Genomic DNA, 17,813 nt, shown 5'->3' with positions numbered 1-17,813 from the left:
CGGTGGCTCGCACGGCCAGCATGCTGCTGCCGTCCATGGCCATCCAGGCGTTGCGCGGGCAGTGGCAACGCCACCGCGGCGAGTGGCTGATCGGTGCCGCAGCGCCGCGGCCGGTTGCCCTGCACCCACCCACCCAGGCCCAGGCCAGCGCGCAATTCGCTGCCTTCGGTGCCTGGCTGCGGGCCTGGCAGCGCGTCGACCTGCCGGGGTGGGTGGAGACCCGCGAGGTGTCCTGGTCGCAATTGGGGCCACAACGGCTGCCGCAGACCTGGGTCTGCGAGACCCCGGAGGACGCGGCCATTGCGCTGCAGGAACACCACCGCTGGCAGCGCGCCAGCTCGCGCTGCGCCAGCCTGCTGGCGCGATGGCCGGAAGCGATCGGCCTGGCCGCGCGCCTGCGCCGCCAGTTCGATCTGTTGGCCGATGGCGAGCAGGCCGAGATCGAGCGGATGGCCGATGTGGTCGATTGGCTGCACCGGCATCGCGACAGCGGCCTGTTCCTGCGCCAGCTCCCCATTGCCGGCATCGACAGCAAATGGGTGTACTCCCGTCGCGGCGTCATCGCCGACTGGCTGGCCGGGTTGCGCGGCCTGGCCGAACCGCGCAGCTTCGACAGCCTGTCCGGCCTGCGCCGGGCGCCGGACCGCGTGCGTCTGCGCCTGCTGGACCCCGCGCTGTGCCGGCACGTCGGCGGCCTGAGCGATCTGACCGTTCCGATCGAGCAGCTCGCCGCGCTGCGCCTGCCGGTCGCGCGCCTGCTGATCGTCGAGAACCTCGACACCGGCCTGGCCTGCGAACCGTTGCCGGGTACTGCGGTGCTGATGGCGCGCGGTTACGCGGTCGATTACCTGCGCTCCATTGCCTGGCTGCGCACGTTGCCGTTGTTCTATTGGGGCGACATCGACACCCATGGCCTGGCGATCCTGCACCGGCTGCGCACGTATGCGCCGCAGACCATCGCCGTCCTGATGGACGAAGCCACCCTGCATGCCACCCCGCGCGTGCTGTGGGGCCACGAGCCGCGGCAGCACCGTGCGCACCGTCTCGGCGCGCTAACCGCGGAAGAGCAGCGCCTCTACGCCGGCTTGCGCAATGGCAGTTTCGGCGCCGCGCCCCGATTGGAGCAGGAGCGTATCGACTGGAGCTACGCCTGGCCACGCGTGCAGGCGGCGCTGGCCCCGCCAACGCCGCCATAGCTGCTGCGCAACCTGCACGATCGCGGCGCATCATCCGTGCGGTGCCGTGTTCAGTGCAGCACATCCCAGCCCATCTTGCCGATCAGCACCACCACCAACACCAGGAACAGTTGCCGGATCAGCGGCGTGCCGCCGCGTAGCGCCATCCGCGTGCCGGCCATTGCACCGGCCACGTTCGCCATTGCCATCGGGATGCCCACCGCCAGCATGACCTGTCCGCTGGGCAGGAAGAACGACAGTGCCGCCAGGTTGGTGGCCAGGTTCACCACCTTGGCCGCCGCCGAAGCGCGCAGGAAGTCCAGCCCGAAGAAGCGGATGAACAGAAAGATCAGAAAGCTGCCGGTGCCCGGGCCGAAGAAGCCGTCGTAGAAGCCGATCGCCGCGCCCATCGCCAGGGCGGTGGCCAGTTCGCGGCGACCGATGTTGCGCGGCCGATGCAGCGCGCCGAAATCCTTCTTGATCAGGGTATAGACCAGCATCGCCACCAGCAGCACCAGGATCACCGGGCGTACCGCCTGCCGGGGCATCAGGCTCACTGCCGTCGCCCCCAGGAACGAACACGTGAATGCCGCCGCGGTTGCGTACAGCACCGGCCGCCATGGGAAGCGCACGTTGCGCGCATAGCGCCATGCCGACGCTGCGGTACCGAACATCGCGCTGAACTTGTTGGTGCCCAGCAGCAGCGATGGCGCCTGCTGCGGCAGGGTCGCAAACAGCCCCGGCAGCTGGATCAGCCCGCCCCCACCAACCGCCGCGTCCACCAATCCCGCCACGAACGCGATGCACAACAACCACGGCAACTCGGTGGGAATCAGGTCCAGCAAGGCAGCGCTCCGCACGACGGGATGGCAGCATAGCCGCTGCCATCCGGCAGTGCGCTTGGTCCCACGCGCGCGCCACGCACGCGTGACGATGGCCGTCGAACGCCGCTGCTTCTGGACGCCCGGATTCCCACTTCCGCCACACGCCCGCACAATGCCGCCATGCCGACGTCCACACTGATCGATCCCTGCCCCTGCGGCCGCCCTGCCGACTACGCGCGCTGCTGCGGGCCCTATCACGCCGGCGCCTTGGCCGCCGATGCCGAGACCTTGATGCGTGCGCGCTATAGCGCCTATGTGCGCCGCGATGTCGCCTACCTGCTGGCCAGCTGGCATCCCTCCACGCGCCCGGCCGAGCTGACGCTGGATGGAGGTGGCCGCACCACCTGGCTCGGTCTGACCGTCCAGCGCGTCCTGGTCACCGCCGACGACCGCGCCGAGGTTGTGTTCCTGGCGCGCTATCGCATCGGCGGCGGCAGCGCGGTACGCATGGTCGAACACAGTCGCTTCGTCCGCGAAGACGGCCGCTGGTACTACCTCGACGCCCGCTGACTTCTCTGCGCGCGAAGCGTGCCTGCTGCGTCCTTGGTCGGGCACGACGGCCTGAAAGAGGGCGCAACACGCGTTTGGACAGCGTCAGCCTGGGGTGTCCCTGGCTGCGCCTTCGGCAGTCCGGAGGCTGGGTGCAGCACTCCTCACCCAAGCTGTCGCCGGCCCGGGCGCCAGCTCGGCGGCCGAGGACGGCAGGCGCACCGGTGCGATGGGTCAACCCGACGGCAACCATCATCTGCAACCGCGGCATGCGGCTTCCAGCGGCAGGTGCCCATCGCCCACCCTGCATCCGACCAACGGCATGGGGGTGGGAGACTTTGTCGACACGGCGTTCGCGGCCGATCCGCGAAGCTTGCCGCGCCGGCGGAGCTCGCCGTGGGGGTGCACACGATCATGGGAATCTTCAATTTCTGGCAGTGGGCGCTTCTGGCCATCGTGGTCTTCGCAATCGTGCTGCCGGCGCTGCTGGCCACCGTGATGGTCCGTTTCGGGCCGCGCCATGACGCACCGCGGCGCAGACGCAGCCTCCGCGCCGCCGATGGCAACGCCTCCGGCCCGGCGCTTTCGCTGCTGACCGGCATCACCGGCGACGGCAACTGACGCGGCAGCGCGGCAACCTCGGCACCCGGCAGGGCGCTCGGTCACCCGGGAAGGGCTGCAGCACGCATTCGTAGCGTCGGCCGCGCGATGCCGGTGCCCGATGGCATCTTCCGTCGATGGGGCAGGCCGTCTTGTGGTGCGGCCGCGCGGCCGCACCGGTCGGTGCGGTGGCAACCGTGCGGATGCCAGGCGCCAGGTTCGGTCATGCCGGTGGCCGCACGCACCCAGCTCCACCACCGCGTCGCAGATGGCTGGCTACGGATCGACCCTGCCGGCTCTCGCCTCGCGCAGGTGCTGGCTGATGTAGGTGCTCAACCCGCGCCCGGAACGCGCCAGGCACTGCATCCTCGCCACCGCGTCCGCGCCAGCGCTGTCCACGGTGTACACATAGGTCTGGCCGCTGCGAAAGCGCACGGCAATGGCGCCATCGGCCAGCGCGTACGCCACCACCCCGGACTGGCCATGGCGATTGCCATAGCGCTGCATGACGAGCGGGCCGTGCGGTGTCATGCGGGCAGGCTAGAACGGCCGTGGTGACGGGGACTTCAACGCAGGCGCCATTGCGTTCGGCAGTGCGAGTCGTCGCAGCTGCCTCGTCGTCCATCACGTGGAGACGGGCGGGCTGCCGTCCATCGCGTCTTGGATGCGGTGTGGCAATCGCCCACAGCGCGTTGCGGACCGTACCGACGCAGCGTCTGCGACCGGCGCCGTTACACTGCACGCATGTCATCCGAATCCCTGATCCTGCTCGGGCTGCTGTGCGCAGTCTTCGTGCTGCAGCTGGCCCTGCTGCTGCGGCGTTCTTCCACTGGCGGGCTGGAGCAGGCGCTGCGTGCCGAGCAGCGCGAGGGCCGCGGCGAACTGCGCGAGCAACTCGAAGGCCTGGCCAGGCAGCAGGACGCGCGCCTGGAAACCTTTGCGCGCAACCTCACCGAGCTGTCCACCCGCACCGACCAACGTCTGGACCTGCTGCGTGAGGCATTGGGCGAAGACGCACGCAAGGCCCGTGAAGAGGGCGGGTTGGCGCAGCAGCGCACCGGCGAGCTGCTGACCGCGCGCCTGACCGAACTGCGAGCCCAGCTGGACGGATTCGGCCAGCAGCAGGAAACCCGCATCCGTGTGTTCGGCCAGCAGTTGACCGACTTGATCGCACGCACCGACACGCACATGGCCGCGCTGCGCGAGGCGCTGGCCGAGGATTCGCGCAAGGGCCGCCAGGAGGCCGGTGAATCGCAACAACGCTTCACTGAAGCGCTGGGCCAGCGTTTGAACGACCTCACCCAGCGCAACGAGCTGCGCCTGGGCGAGCTGCGCGCCACCCTGGAGCAGCAGCTGACCAATCTGCAGAGCGACAACGCCAGCAAGCTGGAGCTGATGCGCGCCACCGTCGACGAAAAACTGCAGACCACCCTCAATACGAGGCTGGATGCATCGTTCAAACTGGTCTCCGAACGGTTGGAGCAGGTGCAGCGCGGCCTGGGCGAAATGCAGCAGCTGGCCACCGGGGTGGGCGACCTCAAACGCGTGCTGACCAACGTCAAGAATCGCGGCGGCTGGGGCGAAGTCCAGCTGGACAACATCCTCGAGCAGACGCTCACTGCCGAACAATATGCACGCAGCGTGCGGGTACGCCCGGACACCAATGAAGCGGTGGATTTCGCGGTGCGCCTGCCTGGGCGCGATCATGCGGACACGCCGGTGTGGCTGCCGATCGATTCCAAGTTCCCGCGCGAAGATTACGAGCGCTTGCTGGACGCGCAGGAAACCGGCGACGGCGAACAGATCCGCCTGCTCGGCAATCAGCTCGAACGCGCCATTCGTATCCAGGCCAGGTCGATCGGCGACAAGTACATCTGCCCGCCGCATACCACCGACTTCGCAGTGATGTTCCTGCCCACCGAAGGGCTGTATGCCGAAACTATCCGCCGGCCCGGCCTGGTCGATGTGTTGCAGCGCGAACACCGGGTGGTGATCGCCGGGCCCACCACGGTCACGGCCCTGCTCAACAGCTTGCAGATGGGATTTCGCACGCTGGCGATCGAAAAGCGTTCCAGCGAGGTATGGGGGCTGCTGGGCGCGGTCAAGAGCGAGTTCGGCAAGTTCGCCGGCATCCTGGAGAAGGCGGAAAAGCAGATCAGCACCGTGGGCCGCAGCCTGGGCGAAGCCAGCCGCAAGACCCGCACCATCGAACGCCGTCTGCGCGGCGTGGAAACCCTGTCCACCGAGCAGTCGCAAGCCCTGCTCGATGACGCCGGCCCCGACGACCCCGGCAGCAGTGACGACCCGGCCGGTGACGAGCAGGAGTAAGGTGCAGGAGTGAGGAGCGCAACGGTGCACTCGCAAAACGCTGGTTCGGCTTCGACAGCCTCCACGACGTCGAACCCGGGGCACGTCAGCGGGTGCCCGACGCAGTGTGTCTCGACACCGCTGCCGGAACACAGCCGGGCGCGACGGGCCTTCCCGGGAAAGCCTCATCGCCCAGCTGCGCCTCCTACGTATCCGCACCGCTTTTTGCGCGCAGCGGCGGTGTTAAGCAGTAGAAGGCATCTCGCTCCTGCCCGCTGGATGACAAGCGCTCCCGGCCGAGGACGCCATGCTGACGCAGCGGCCGCGATGCTTATCGCACCCTTGGTCAGGAGAAGTTCCGCATGTCGAACCGCTGGATGTACGCACTATCGTCTGCACTGCTGCTGGCCGCCTGCAGCAATACGCCAACCACCCAGCCGGCACAGGCGGGGGTTACATCTGCACCATCGACATCGACAGACGCCGCTGCCTGCGCTGCCAAGGGTGGCCAGCTGCGCCCGGTGGGGCGCATGCAGCTGACGCGTTGCGTCGTGCCTTATGCCGATGCCGGCAAGACCTGCAACGACAATGCCGAGTGCGGCGGCGACTGCCTGGCCACCAGCATCGTGCCTGCCGGCGCGGCCACCACCGGCACCTGTCAGCGCGATAGCGATCGCTTCGGCTGCCGTCAGGAAGTGGTCGGCGGCAAGGGTCAGGCGGCGTTGTGCATCGATTGATCGGCTGGCAGGCGCGTGCTGCATCGCTCCGGCGCGCAGGGCGGTTTATGCTCTGGCGCCATGTCCAGTCAGGGCGCACCGATGAGCCAGAGCATCCATGACATTCCCGTGACCCGCATCGATGGCGCCCGCGCCACCCTGGCCGACTACCGCGGCAAGGTGCTGCTGGTGGTCAACGTCGCTTCCAAGTGCGGCCTGACCCCGCAATACGAAGGTCTGGAAGCGCTGTATCGCGATAAACAGGCGCAGGGCCTGGAAGTGCTGGCGTTTCCGGCCAACGACTTCAACGGCCAGGAGCCCGGCAGCGACGCGGAGATCGCGCAGTTCTGCCAGCTGACCTATGACGTCACCTTCCCGATGTTCTCCAAGATCGCCGTCACCGGCGCCGACACGCATCCGCTGTATCAAGCGCTGACCAGCGCCCGCCCGCAGGCCACCGGCGACGGCCCGATGCGCGACAAGCTCGCCGGCTACGGCATCGCACCCAACCCCGCGCCCGGCGTGTTGTGGAACTTCGAAAAGTTCCTGATCGGCCGCGACGGCCAGGTCATCGCGCGCTTCGCCCCGGACGTCCCTGCCGACGATGCACGCCTGCGTAGCGCAGTGGATGCGGCGCTGGCTGTGTAGTCAGTGGCGGAGTCAGTGCCAATGTTGGCGTCACTGCTGCAGTCGCTGACGCCTGGCGAAGTGCGCTTCGTTGCGCAGCGCGATTACGGCCATGATGCAGAGCGGCACTCACAGGCGCTTGCATCCGTGATCGCGCGCGGTGGCAGGTTCGAGCAGGGCGAGGAGTGGTACCCATATGAGGTCGTCGAGTTGGGCGCCCACACCCTTGTGCCGGGCCATGCGCGTGAGTTTGCGATCTGCACGCTATTGGTGATCGCCGCGGTGGCGGACGGATTTGATCTGTCCACCGCACTCGCGGACAAGTTCCAGGACCGTGCTGACGACTATGCAAAGCTGCAGCCGCAGCTACAGCAGGCGATTCTGGCGGCGTACGCCGCCGCGTAATTGCCGGCAGGACGCTAGTTCAGCCGCACTGGCCGCTACCACGGGCCAGTAGGCTCGTAAGAGAGCAGCAACAAAAAAGCCCGGGAGCGATCCCGGGCTTTCTCTTCCTATCTTCAGTCAGACACGCAAACCCGACCGCTTAACGCACCCAGCTCGGGATCGGCATCGCGTTACCCGGCACGGTATTGTCCTTGTCGTCGCGCAGGTATTCCGGCAGCTCGTTGTTCTGTTCGCGATGGCTGCGCAGATCGCGGGTGATCTGGTAGTTGCGCCGCTGCATCCACGCGTCGCGGGTCAGTGCGTATTCGTCCGGCGCCTGGTCGCGCAGCGAGTCCAGCGACATCAGCTGCGAGCGGGTATCCACCAGCTGCAGGCCCTGCAGGGCGAAGCGTGCGCCGCTGTCGTCGAGATGACGGATCCACGACAGCGGGATATCGCCGCCCAGGCCCAGGGTGTCGCGCACGGTACGCGGCCCGAACAGCGGCAGTTCGAAGTAGCGTGAATTGCGCCAGCCCCAGGCGCCCAGGGTCTGACCGAAGTCCTCGCTACGACGCGGAATGCCGGCGGCCGTGGCCGGATCGAACAGGCCACCCACACCCAGGGTGGTGTTCATCACGAAGCGTCCCAGCGACTGCACCGCATAGACCGGGTGGCCCTGCAGCAGCTGGTTGATCATGGTCAGCGGCGTGCCGAGGTTGTCGAAGAAATTGGTCACGCCCAGGCGTGCCGGACCGGGTACCACCTTGGTGTAGGCGGTCGCCAGCGGACGCGCCACGCCACGGTCCACCGCCATGTTGAAGCGGTGCATGCCGCGGTTGTAGCGCTCCCATGGGTCGTAGGCCGGTGCCGCACCCGGTTGCGCGGTCGCGCCGCTGGTTCCGGCCTGTGCGGTGCTCGTGCCGTACAGCGCGGCAAAGTCGTCTTCGGCAGCGGTAGGCGCGCCCGTGGTCGTCGATGTCGCACCGGCATCGGTGCCGGCCTGCTGGTCGGCAGGGGAGGCGCTGACCGTGGCCGGCAAGGTGTCGGGCGCAGCGAAGCCGGCGGCGGCCGGTTGCGCGATCACGCCGGCATCGTCGCGGGCAGGCGCCTGGCTGCTCGCGGCAGGCGCGGCATCGGCCGCCGGGGGCGTGGACTTCGGCGCGTGGCTGGCGCAGGCGCCCAGCAGCAGGCAGGCCAGTAAGGGAACGGAACGGAACTGGGTCATGGGGTGGCGCTCAGGCCTGGAAATCGAGAGTGGGAGACAGGCGATAGGCGGCGCGCAGGTCGTCCAGTGCGGACGTCCCGCCCACCACCGCCACCGCGTCGGTGCCGCGCGCACGCGCAGCCAGTTCGGCCAGCATCGCCACGCCGGCGCTGTCCAGGCGTTGTACACCCGACAGGTCCAGCGTGCGAATGCCGTCCAGCTGCGCCAGCGCCTGCGGCCATATCGCCGTCACCGCTGCGCGGTCGAGCACGCCGGTGAGCACCAGCGCGTCGCCGCTGCGTTGTATGGCGCCGTTACTTGCCATTGGCCGGTGCCGCACCGACCTGCAGGCTGCCGCTGCGCAGGTCTGCGGCGACCTTGGCGATGCCCTTCTCGCGCAGCGGGCCATCGAACTGGCCCTTGAAGGTCTGCACGTAGGAGATGCCTTCGATCATCACGTCGAAGATCTTCCACTGGCCGCCGACATTGCGCATCAGGTAGTCGACCGGGGTCGGGTCGTTGCCGGCACGCAGCAGGTCGGTGGACACCTTGACGCCACGGTTGCCCGGCAGCGCGCTCTCGGACTTGGCGCGGAAGGTCGGCTTGCCTTCGAAATTGAGCAGGGCGGTGCCATAACGCTGCATCAGGTTGTCGGCCATCGCGTCGGCGAACAGCTTGATGTCGGCATCGGAAGCGCCGCGGCCATGCACGCCCAGCACCAGACGCGCGGCGTAATCGCGGTCGAAGGCCTTGTTCAGTTCGCCGTCGATGTACTGGCGCAGCGCCGCCGGGTTGCTGCGGAATTCGGCGCGGCGCTGTTCCAGCGTGCCCAGGATGCGGGTGCTGCTGTCGATGACGGTCTTGGTGGCCGCGCCTTGCGCAGGTGCGCTGGCGGCGGCCGGCTGCGCCAGCACGGTGGCCGGTGCGCACACCAGCAGGGTCGAGGCCAGGACGGCGGAGAGCAGGGTGGTCTTCATTGGTGCGGTTCCGTAGAGGGAGAAGCGGGCTGGGCAGGCGGGGCGGCCTGGCCGTCTGCAGCGGATTTATCACCGCCGCCACTGAACATGTACTTGCCGACCAGCTGCAGCAGATCCACCGCCGGCTGGGTGAAGCCGATTTCTTCGCCCGGCTTGAGCGTTTCCGGATCGCCGCCCGGCTGCAATCCGATATAACTCTCGCCCAGCAGGCCGCTGGTGAAGATCCCGGCCGAGGTGTCGGCAGGCAGGTCCTTGTACTTGGTGTCCAGCGACAGGGTCACCACCGAATCGAACTTGGTCGGATCCAGGCTGATGTCGGACACCTTGCCGATGGTCACGCCACCGATCTTCACCGGCGCCTGCGCGCGCAGCTGGCCGATCTGGCTGAAGCGCGCGATCAGGGTGTACTGGCTGGAGCCGAAGCCCCAGCGCTGGTTGGTCGAGGCCACCGCCAGCACCAGCAGCGAGGCCAGGGTCAGCAGCAAAAAGGCGCCGACAGCGAATTCGAGTCGTGGTCCACGCATGGCCATGGGCTATCTCACCTAAACAACATTGCAGAAAGGACGAAGTTGAACATCAGCACCAGCAGCGAGGCATTCACCACCGCGCGGGTGGTGGCGATCGAGGTGCCCTCGATGGTCGGCTCGGCATGGAACCCCACATAGGCGGCCACCAGCGCGGCGGTGCCCCCGAAGATTGCCGACTTGAGCATCGCCACGCCGAAGTCGTCCCAGAAATCGACGCTGTTGCTCAGCCCCGACCAGAACGTGCCGTTGTCGATGCCCAGCACGTGCACGGCTTCGAAATAGCCGCCGGTGATGGCCAGCGAACAGAACACCCCGGTCAGCAGCGGCACCGTCAGCACCGCCGCCCAGAAGCGCGGCGCCACCGCCTTGGCCACCGGGTCGATGGCCATCAGCTCCAGCGCCTTGATCTGGTCGGTGGCGCGCATCAGGCCGAGCTCGGCGGCAATCGAGCTGCCGGCGCGGCCGATGAACAACAAGGCGGTCAGCACCGGCGCCAGTTCGCGATACAGCGACAGCCCCAGCAGGGTGGACAACGCGTCGGAGGCACCATAGGTGGTGAGCGTGCGGTAGCCCTGCAGGGTCAGCACCAGGCCGACGAAGGCGCCACCCACCGCGATGATCGGCAGCGAGCGCGCGCCGACCTTGTAGATCTCGCGCACCAGTTCGCCCAGGAAGTCGCCGCTGGGCAGCGAGCCGCGCAACACCGTCAGCGAGAACAGGCCGGCGCGGCCGAGGCTGCGGATCGATTCGACGAAGGCCATCAGGCAGCGCTCCGTGCGCGCCGCGGCGCGGCGTCGAAGGCGATCGGGCCGTCCGGCTGTCCGTGCAGGAATTGCCGCACCAGCGGGTCGCCACTGTCCTGCAGCTGCGCCGGCGTGCCGGCGAACACGATCCCGCCGTTGGCGATCACCACCGCCTGATCGCAGATCGGCAGCGTCTCGTGCACATGGTGGCTGACGATGATGCTGGTCAGGCCCAGGCTGTCGTTGAGGCGTTGGATCAGGCTCATGATCACGCCCGAGGCGATCGGGTCCAGCCCGGTCAGCGGCTCGTCGTAGATCATCAGCGGTGGATCCAGCGCCAGCGCACGCGCCAGCGCCACGCGTCGGGCCATGCCGCCGGACAGTTCGCGCGGCCATGCATCGGCTGCGGCCAGCAAACCCACTGCATGCAGCTTCATCTGCACCAGGCGGTCAATCACCGGACGTGGCAGGCGGGTGTGGGTGCGCAGGGGCAGGGCGACGTTCTCGGCCACGCTGAGGTCGGTCAGCAAGCCATTGCCCTGCAACAGCACGCCGACATTGCGGCGCATCTCCAGCAGCGCGCGACTCCCGTGTGGGATGGCATCGCCGAACAAGGTGACGGTACCCGCCACCGGGCGTAGTTCGCCGGTCAACGCGGCCAGCAGTGTGGACTTGCCGCTGCCCGATGGCCCGAGGACGGCGGTGATGCTGCCGCGCGGCACCTGCAGCGAAACGTCGCGCAGGATCGCACGCCCGCCGCGATCGATACGGACATCGGACAATTGCACGACAGGGGAGGCGGACGCCGTCATCGAGGCCTTTAACAGAATTCCAACGCGATAGAGTAGCGGTCACACGGCTGAACATAACCGAACCGCCGCGTGCAGTATTGTCGCATTCGCCGCACCCACGATGTGGGCATCGATGACGCGATCTGCGTAACAGCGTGTCCTGCAACGCAGCAAACCCCGGCCACGCGCGCAACGTACGCTGCAGTAGGGAGCATCGCGTGTCCGTGCGGCGCCTTGGGTCGGTGGCGCGCATGGATGTCGGTGCGCGTGAGCTGTCGCGTGTCGCTCGCTGGTCCGTGCCGATCTGTCGAATGCGTCGCGTTGCCGGTGCCGACATCTTGTCGGACCAGCGACAAGACGCGAGGATTCACGCTACCTCGTCGCTGCAGGAGTGCTCCATGGAGTTGTTGACGCTTGAACATTTCGCCGGCAGCGTCAACGAGACCTTTGCCGCTGCATTGAACGACGGCGAGGTGCCGTTCGTGCTGGTGGAGGCGCGGCCCTTGCAGGCCACGCGCACTTCGCAGCGTGCGCCGTTCTCGTTGCTGTTCCGCAACGGGTCGGCCTTCCTGTTCCCGCAGCAGACCTACCAGATGCGTCACGCGCGGCTGGGCGAGATCGGCATCTTCCTGGTCCCGGTGGCGCGTGAGCGCGACGGGTTTCTGTATCAGGCCGTCTTCAACTGAAGTGCCGTCGACCGAACATGTTCAATCCAGCCGGTGATCGTGCGGATGCCAGTGCATCTGCAGATGGGTCTGGTTGCTGGGCCCGGCGACGAAACCATGGCGGGCATACAGGCGCTGCGCGGCCGGGTTGGCGTGCAGCACGTGCAACGACAGCACGCATCCGGCATCGCGCGCCATCGCCTGCGCATGGCCGATCAGTTGCGAGCCGATGCCCTGGCCACGCCACTGCGGCAGCAGGCTGATATCCACCAGCGTGTGATGCGTGGCAGGGCGGTGCAGGTACAGGCGGCCGATGCGCAGGTCCCCCATCTGCACGATCGAAAAATCGGCACCGGCAAAGTGCTGCCGGTAATGCGCGTGCTGCAGGGCGAACTGCTGCTGCAGGAAGGCGCGCTTGGTCGCCTCTGGCCACGGCACCGGTGCCAGCTCGTCGCTGCGGGTGCTGGCGTACAGATCCTGTAACCAGGCCAGATCGTCGGCCTGCTCCGGCCGCAGCTTGAGATCCGCTGCGGCCGGTGCGTTTGCACAGAGCGGCGACTGAGTTCTGGCCTGCGTCACGCGCCCGGGCATTGGCATTGCTAGTTGAACACCGGGTAGTTGCCCTGCAGCGCGATGCAGAAATTCATCGCCAGGTAGGGTTGCCGGTTCTCGTGCGCCAGGCCGGTGCCGGTGGGCTGCAGCATGGTTGGCGAAAACTGACTGCTGGGCGCGACCGCCAGGAACGGACGTTCGGTGTTCACGCTCAATGTCGACAAGGCGACACCGCTTGCAGGCGTCCCCGTTCTCTTCGTCGCATCGGATTGCGAGGCGGCGTTGATCGTGTGCTGGTGCATCGGGATTTGCGTGCTCAACAGGCTGACATCGGCGGAGCCGAAGTTGCTGCCCAGCGCATGCTGGGTCAGACCTGGGCCCGGACCCTGCTGGCAGCCGGCGCGCGCGGTGAAGTTCGGTAACTGGAACGTGCTGGAGCCATTGCCACCGTAGGCGATGCCGAGCAGCGAATACAGCGTGGTGTTCTGCGTGATCGGCAGGACGGCGCCATTGCACAGTGCCCAGCCATACGGGTTGTAGTCGAAGCCGAACAGCTGGATTTCGCCGATATAGGGTTCGGTCATGAGCGGGTTCCTTCGCTGGAGCGGATGCATGCCGTCGCCAAGTCGGCGCGGCGCAGAAGATCATGCCTGTTGCGGGAAAATGCCGGTGGTGGCGATGCAGTACTGCACCGTCAGTGTCGGCATGAGATTGTCATGCGGTTGGCTGCCACCGGCGAAGGATGTGCTCTGCGCGGACATCGCCAAGGTACTGGCGCCGGTGAGATCGCTTGTGTAGAACAAGCCGCCGTTGACGGCGGCCGGCAGCAGGCCGGTGGGCGCGGCGGCTGTGGCCGGCGCGGTCGTGGCCTGTGCGGTATGTGTGTGCGCCGGCATCTGCAGCTCGGTCAACGTCACCGTTTCGGTGCCGGCACGCTGGGCGAGCACATAGTTGCTGAGTCCTGGTCCCTGTCCTTGGTGGACCGGCAGGCGGCCGCGCAGATCCGGCACCGCGAAGGTGCTGGTGCCGTTGCCGCCGTAGGCGGTGCCCAACAACACGTACAGCGGCTCGTACTCGGCGATCTGCAGCAGCGTGCCGTCGCAGGCCTGCCAGCCGTCGGGCGTGCGGCCGAAGCCGAACATGCGGATTTCGCCGATGAAGGGAGTGCCCATGAGATTCTTCCTGGTCGATGAGGCGCCATCGCGCATCGCTGCGCGTTGCACGCCTGGATGCGGATGCGCCTAGCTGCGCGAGGGGAAGATGCCGGACAGCGCGATGCAGAAATTGATCGCGGTGTACGGCTGCAGGTTCGGATGCGCCTGGCTGCCACCGCTGTCGGCGACGGTGGACTGCGCCAGCGGCACCACCGCGCCGGGCGCGGCATACAGCGCGTGCGCGGTTCCGGTGGTGGCAACGTTGTTGGCGAACAGGCGGCCGGTGGGCAGACGGTTGTCGCCGTTGGCGCTGCTGCACTCCATCAGATGGGTATGCGGGGGCAGGTTATCGGTTACCAACGTCACCGTCTCAGCGCCGGCGGCTTGACCGATGGGCATTGCCGGCGGCTGCCATGCCGGGTCGGCCGAGGGCCCGTAGCCCATCGGCGTGCGCCCACGCAGGTCCGGCAGGGCAAAGTTGGTCCTGCCGTCCCCCCCATAGCGGGTGCTGAGCAGACTGAACAATGCCTGGTTCTGATTGATCGGAAGCAGCTGTCCGTTGCACTGCGCGAAATACTTCGGGGCGAAGGCGAAACCGGTCAGCATGACCTGACCAATGAAGAACTCGCTCATCCAGATCTCCCTGCGTAGGTAACCCACCGACCGTGTGTCGGGGACATTCGTACACATACCTGCCCAGCCTGCATGCGGCAAGCCGCGCTGCATCAGAACTGGAATGAAGTATTAATTTTTTGTTCTTTAACTTGCAGTCAGTTCCTGTTTCAATGCGCTCGCGATGCCAGGGGTGTTCTCCATGGCGGCATTGCCTTCAGGCACGAGGAACGTGCCAGCGCCGGGGTGGCGCTCTCAAGGGGTTGAACGTGAAAAAGTCCTGGACGCGTAGAACGCACGGCGCTGCATCGCTGCGGTGGGTGTTGACGCTGGTGATGTTCGCATGGGCGGTCCTGCTGTCCGGCCAAGCCATGGCTCAGCAGGGGACCTCGGTCTATTGCCCGAGTCCCCTCACGGCAACCATCAATCAAGGCGGGTCGCACACGTTCGATGTCAGCAACTGCGATGGACCTGCCGACATCGGCATGGGCGAAGGCAATGGCACGATCGAACCCGCCAACGGCACCCGGGTCGTCAATCCGCAGTCACCAAGCGGGCAGACGGTGACCTATACGCACAACGGGAACTCCGCCACATCGGACACGTTCCAGTTGAACGATGAGGATGAAAACCTCGTCACCTTCAACATCACCATCAATCCCTCGCGCACCGCCAGCATCGCGGTCACCCCGGCCAGCCGCAACGAGGACAGCGGCGCGTCGTTCGTCTACACGGTGACGCTGAGCCAGACCAACAGCTCGGCCACCACGGTGAACCTGACCCGCAGCGGCACCGCTACCAGCGGCACCGACTACACCGGTGCGATGAGCAGCATCGTGGTGCCGGCCAACGCCACCTCCGCCAGCTTCAGCGTCACGCCGGTCGCCGATACCACGGTGGAGCCGGACGAAACGGTGACCTTCACCGTCGCTTCCGGTACCGGTTATTCACCGGGCAACCCCGGCAATGCCACCGCCACCATCGTCAACGACGATTTCCCGGTCGCCAGCATAGGCGTGTCTCCGGCCAGCGTCAGCGAAGATGGCGCCACCAATCTGGTCTATACCGTCAACCTGAGCCAGGCACCCGTATCGCCCGTGTCGATCGGTTTCAGCGTGGGCGGCACCGCGACCTCGGGCACCGACTACGCGGCGGTCAGCTCGCCGCTGGTGATTCCGGCCGGGCAGACCAGCGGCACGATCACGATCAATCCAACCGCCGACAGCACGGCCGAGCCCGACGAAACCGTGGTGCTGACGCTCGCCGCAGGCAGCGGCTACAGCATCGGCTCGCCGGCCAGCGCCATCGGCACCATCCTCAACGACGACCTGCCTGCGTTGAGCATCGACGATGTGTCGGTGAACGAGGGCAACGCCGGCACCACCAACGCGACCTTCACCGTTTCGCTGAGCAGCCCGGCGCCGGCCGGTGGGGTTAGCTTCGATATCGCCACTGCCAACGGCACCGCCAGCGCGGGGGTGGATTACGTGGCCTCCAGCCAGAGCGGGTTGCTCATCTCCCCTGGCAGCAGCAGCGCGACCTTCACCGTGCTGATCAACGGCGACACGCTCAACGAGCCGGACGAAACCTATTTCGTCAATGTCAGCAATGTCAGCGGCGCCAACGTGGCCGATGCGCAGGGCCTGGGCACCATCGTCAACGACGATGCGGTGCCGGCGCTGTCGGTCGGCGACATCAGCGTGGCCGAAGGCAATAGCGGAACCACCACGGCGACCTTCGCGGTCAGCCTCAGCGCCGCCAGCGGCCAGACGGTCACGGTCAACTACGCCACTGCCGACGGCAGCGCCAGCGCCGGCAGCGACTACGTCGCCGGTTCCGGTACGCTGACTTTCGCTCCCGGAGTCACCGCGCAAAACGTCACGGTCACCGTCAACGGCGACACCACGGTGGAACCGGACGAGACCTTCTCGCTGGGGTTGTCCGGTGCCAGCGGCGCAACCATCGCCCGTGCCACCGGCACGGCGACCATCCTCAACGACGACGCGATGGTCACGGTCGCGCCCGCCTCGCTGCCGGCAGCCACCGCTGGCACGGCGTATAGCCAGAACCTGCTCGCCAGTGGCGGCACCGCCCCGTACAGCTTCGCGATCACCGCTGGTGCGTTGCCGGCAGGGCTGACCCTGAGCAGCACCGGCGTGCTGTCGGGGACGCCGACCGCCAGTGGCGCCTTCAACTTCACCGTGACCGCGACCGACAGTGGCACGCCGACCTCCGGCAGCCGTGCCTACACCTTGACGGTGGCCGGGCCGACCGTGACCCTGCCGGCGACCGCCCTGCCGGCCGGCACCGCAGGCCAGGCCTATGCCAGCGCGATCAATCCGGCCACCGGCGGCATTGCGCCCTACACCTACGCGATCACCGCCGGCGCGCTGCCGGCAGGGATGACGTTCTCGGCCAGCACGGGTGCGCTGAACGGCACGCCGACCATTGTGGGCACCTTCAATTTCAGCGTCACCGCGACCGACAGCACCGGCGGCACACCGTCGCAGGCCACGCGCAGCTATTCGCTGAGCATCGCCGCCCCGCAGGTCGTGATCGCGCCGACCACCGTGCCCGGCGCCACGCGCGGCACCGCCTACAGCCAGGCACTGAGCGCCAGCGGCGGCACGGCGCCGTACACCTATGCGCTCAGCGGCGGCGTGCTGCCGGCTGGCCTGACCCTGGCCAGCACCGGCAACTTGTCCGGCACGGCAACGGTGGAAGGCACCTTCAACTTCACCGTGGAAGCCACCGACGCGAACGGCTTCACCGGGACCCAGGCCTATGCGCTGACGGTGGCCGGGCCGAACCTGGTGCTGCCGGCCTCCACCCTGCCGGCCGGCACCGCCGGGCAGGCCTACACGGCCGCGATCACGCCGGCCAGCGGCGGCACGGCGCCGTACAGCTATGCGCTGAGCGCGGGCGCGCTGCCTGCGGGCGTCACGCTGGATCCGGCCAGCGGCGGGCTGAGCGGCACGCCGACGGTGGCGGGGACCTTCAACTTCACGCTCACCGTGTCCGACAGCACGCCCAGCCCGGCCGCGCAGGCATCGCGCAGCTATTCGCTGAGCATCGCCGCCCCGCAGGTCGTGATCGCGCCGACCACCGTGCCCGGCGCCACGCGCGGCACCGCCTACAGCCAGGCACTGAGCGCCAGCGGCGGCACGGCGCCGTACACCTATGCGCTCAGCGGCGGCGTGCTGCCGGCCGGCCTGACCCTGGCCGGCACCGGCAGCTTGTCCGGCACGGCAACGGTGGAAGGCACCTTCAACTTCACCGTGGAAGCCACCGACGCGAACGGCTTCACCGGGGCGCAGGCCTATGCGCTGACGGTGGCCGGGCCGAACCTGGTGCTGCCGGCCTCCACCCTGCCGGCCGGCACCGCCGGGCAGGCCTACACGGCCGC

The 17,813-nt window shown here is 67.6% G+C and carries 21 protein-coding genes; 9 read left to right on the top strand and 12 right to left on the bottom strand.

Annotation, left to right across the window (positions count from 1 at the left end; translation table 11 throughout):
* Window positions 1–20: 20 nt before the first annotated feature.
* Window positions 21–1,196 carry a Wadjet anti-phage system protein JetD domain-containing protein gene (locus LL964_RS18950; protein ID WP_104588160.1) on the top strand — a complete coding sequence of 392 codons (1,176 nt, stop codon included), beginning with the start codon at window positions 21–23 and terminating at the stop codon, window positions 1,194–1,196.
* A gap of 50 nt (window positions 1,197–1,246) precedes the next feature.
* Here the strand turns inward: LL964_RS18950 and LL964_RS18945 are convergent, their stop codons facing one another.
* Entirely contained in the window at window positions 1,247–2,020 is a 774-nt protein-coding gene (locus LL964_RS18945) for a sulfite exporter TauE/SafE family protein (protein ID WP_208621469.1), read from the bottom strand.
* A gap of 159 nt (window positions 2,021–2,179) precedes the next feature.
* On the opposite strand from LL964_RS18945, the gene LL964_RS18940 reads away from it, so the two are divergent.
* Together LL964_RS18940 and LL964_RS18935 are read left to right on the top strand one after the other, a co-directional pair.
* On the top strand, window positions 2,180–2,569 hold the full coding sequence (locus tag LL964_RS18940) for a YchJ family protein (protein ID WP_104588158.1): 390 nt from the start codon (window positions 2,180–2,182) through the stop codon (window positions 2,567–2,569).
* Window positions 2,570–2,962: 393 nt separating this feature from the next.
* Window positions 2,963–3,169 carry a hypothetical protein gene (locus tag LL964_RS18935; protein WP_104588240.1) on the top strand — a complete coding sequence of 69 codons (207 nt, stop codon included), beginning with the start codon at window positions 2,963–2,965 and terminating at the stop codon, window positions 3,167–3,169.
* A 255-nt stretch (window positions 3,170–3,424) separates the two neighbouring features.
* Here the strand turns inward: LL964_RS18935 and LL964_RS18930 are convergent, their stop codons facing one another.
* Entirely contained in the window at window positions 3,425–3,655 is a 231-nt protein-coding gene (locus tag LL964_RS18930; RefSeq protein ID WP_104588157.1) for a hypothetical protein, read from the bottom strand.
* Between the two features lie 285 nt (window positions 3,656–3,940).
* On the opposite strand from LL964_RS18930, the gene LL964_RS18925 reads away from it, so the two are divergent.
* The 4 genes from LL964_RS18925 to LL964_RS18910 all read left to right on the top strand — a co-directional run bounded on the left by LL964_RS18925 (window position 3,941) and on the right by LL964_RS18910 (window position 7,203).
* A complete protein-coding gene (locus LL964_RS18925) occupies window positions 3,941–5,476 on the top strand; it encodes a DNA recombination protein RmuC (protein ID WP_208621472.1) in 1,536 nt (511 codons plus the stop codon).
* 341 nt (window positions 5,477–5,817) lie between these two features.
* Window positions 5,818–6,192, top strand: coding sequence for a hypothetical protein (locus LL964_RS18920; RefSeq protein ID WP_167395387.1), 375 nt, complete (start codon window positions 5,818–5,820; stop codon window positions 6,190–6,192).
* 81 nt (window positions 6,193–6,273) lie between these two features.
* Window positions 6,274–6,819 (top strand): glutathione peroxidase, encoded by a 546-nt coding sequence (locus LL964_RS18915; RefSeq protein ID WP_104588155.1) that lies wholly within the window; start codon window positions 6,274–6,276, stop codon window positions 6,817–6,819.
* A 21-nt stretch (window positions 6,820–6,840) separates the two neighbouring features.
* Window positions 6,841–7,203: a hypothetical protein gene (locus LL964_RS18910; protein ID WP_228329502.1), complete on the top strand. Its 363-nt coding sequence runs from the start codon at window positions 6,841–6,843 to the stop codon at window positions 7,201–7,203.
* Window positions 7,204–7,342: 139 nt separating this feature from the next.
* Here the strand turns inward: LL964_RS18910 and LL964_RS18905 are convergent, their stop codons facing one another.
* The 6 genes from LL964_RS18905 to LL964_RS18880 are packed head-to-tail and all read right to left on the bottom strand — an operon-like array spanning window position 7,343 to window position 11,445.
* Window positions 7,343–8,407, bottom strand: coding sequence for an MlaA family lipoprotein (locus tag LL964_RS18905; protein WP_104588153.1), 1,065 nt, complete (start codon window positions 8,405–8,407; stop codon window positions 7,343–7,345).
* Between the two features lie 10 nt (window positions 8,408–8,417).
* Entirely contained in the window at window positions 8,418–8,711 is a 294-nt protein-coding gene (locus LL964_RS18900) for an STAS domain-containing protein (RefSeq protein WP_104588152.1), read from the bottom strand.
* Window positions 8,701–9,363, bottom strand: coding sequence for an MlaC/ttg2D family ABC transporter substrate-binding protein (locus LL964_RS18895; protein ID WP_104588151.1), 663 nt, complete (start codon window positions 9,361–9,363; stop codon window positions 8,701–8,703). The genes LL964_RS18900 and LL964_RS18895 overlap by 11 nt, the downstream gene beginning before the upstream one ends.
* Window positions 9,360–9,893, bottom strand: a complete 534-nt coding sequence (gene mlaD / locus LL964_RS18890) for an outer membrane lipid asymmetry maintenance protein MlaD (protein WP_064507882.1) — start codon at window positions 9,891–9,893, stop codon at window positions 9,360–9,362. Before mlaD ends, LL964_RS18895 begins: the two co-directional genes overlap by 4 nt.
* Before the next feature lie 8 nt (window positions 9,894–9,901).
* Window positions 9,902–10,651 (bottom strand): MlaE family lipid ABC transporter permease subunit, encoded by a 750-nt coding sequence (locus LL964_RS18885; protein ID WP_104588150.1) that lies wholly within the window; start codon window positions 10,649–10,651, stop codon window positions 9,902–9,904.
* Window positions 10,651–11,445, bottom strand: coding sequence for an ABC transporter ATP-binding protein (locus LL964_RS18880; RefSeq protein ID WP_104588149.1), 795 nt, complete (start codon window positions 11,443–11,445; stop codon window positions 10,651–10,653). Before LL964_RS18880 ends, LL964_RS18885 begins: the two co-directional genes overlap by 1 nt.
* A 377-nt stretch (window positions 11,446–11,822) precedes the next feature.
* On the opposite strand from LL964_RS18880, the gene LL964_RS18875 reads away from it, so the two are divergent.
* Window positions 11,823–12,110 (top strand): DUF6916 family protein, encoded by a 288-nt coding sequence (locus LL964_RS18875; RefSeq protein ID WP_104588148.1) that lies wholly within the window; start codon window positions 11,823–11,825, stop codon window positions 12,108–12,110.
* Window positions 12,111–12,131: 21 nt separating this feature from the next.
* On the opposite strand, the gene LL964_RS18870 is transcribed toward LL964_RS18875, so the two are convergent.
* The 4 genes from LL964_RS18870 to LL964_RS18855 form a co-directional block, all read right to left on the bottom strand.
* Window positions 12,132–12,680: a GNAT family N-acetyltransferase gene (locus LL964_RS18870; RefSeq protein WP_104588147.1), complete on the bottom strand. Its 549-nt coding sequence runs from the start codon at window positions 12,678–12,680 to the stop codon at window positions 12,132–12,134.
* An 8-nt stretch (window positions 12,681–12,688) separates the two neighbouring features.
* Window positions 12,689–13,225 (bottom strand): phage tail protein, encoded by a 537-nt coding sequence (locus tag LL964_RS18865; protein WP_104588146.1) that lies wholly within the window; start codon window positions 13,223–13,225, stop codon window positions 12,689–12,691.
* Between the two features lie 60 nt (window positions 13,226–13,285).
* Entirely contained in the window at window positions 13,286–13,813 is a 528-nt protein-coding gene (locus LL964_RS18860; protein WP_104588145.1) for a phage tail protein, read from the bottom strand.
* A gap of 69 nt (window positions 13,814–13,882) precedes the next feature.
* The gene (locus LL964_RS18855; RefSeq protein WP_104588144.1) at window positions 13,883–14,428 is read right to left on the bottom strand and encodes a phage tail protein; all 546 of its coding nucleotides are present in this window, start codon (window positions 14,426–14,428) and stop codon (window positions 13,883–13,885) included.
* Between the two features lie 314 nt (window positions 14,429–14,742).
* Between LL964_RS18855 and LL964_RS18850 the strand changes: the two genes are divergently transcribed.
* Window positions 14,743–17,813: beta strand repeat-containing protein (locus tag LL964_RS18850; RefSeq protein ID WP_228329505.1), on the top strand; the 3,071-nt coding region annotated here is incomplete at its 3' end.

It is taken from the genome of Xanthomonas melonis, assembly GCF_020783655.1.
GTDB lineage: Bacteria > Pseudomonadota > Gammaproteobacteria > Xanthomonadales > Xanthomonadaceae > Xanthomonas > Xanthomonas melonis.
The sequence above is the reverse complement of the archived record's forward strand: the minus strand, read 5'-3'. Positions and strand labels throughout refer to the sequence as shown.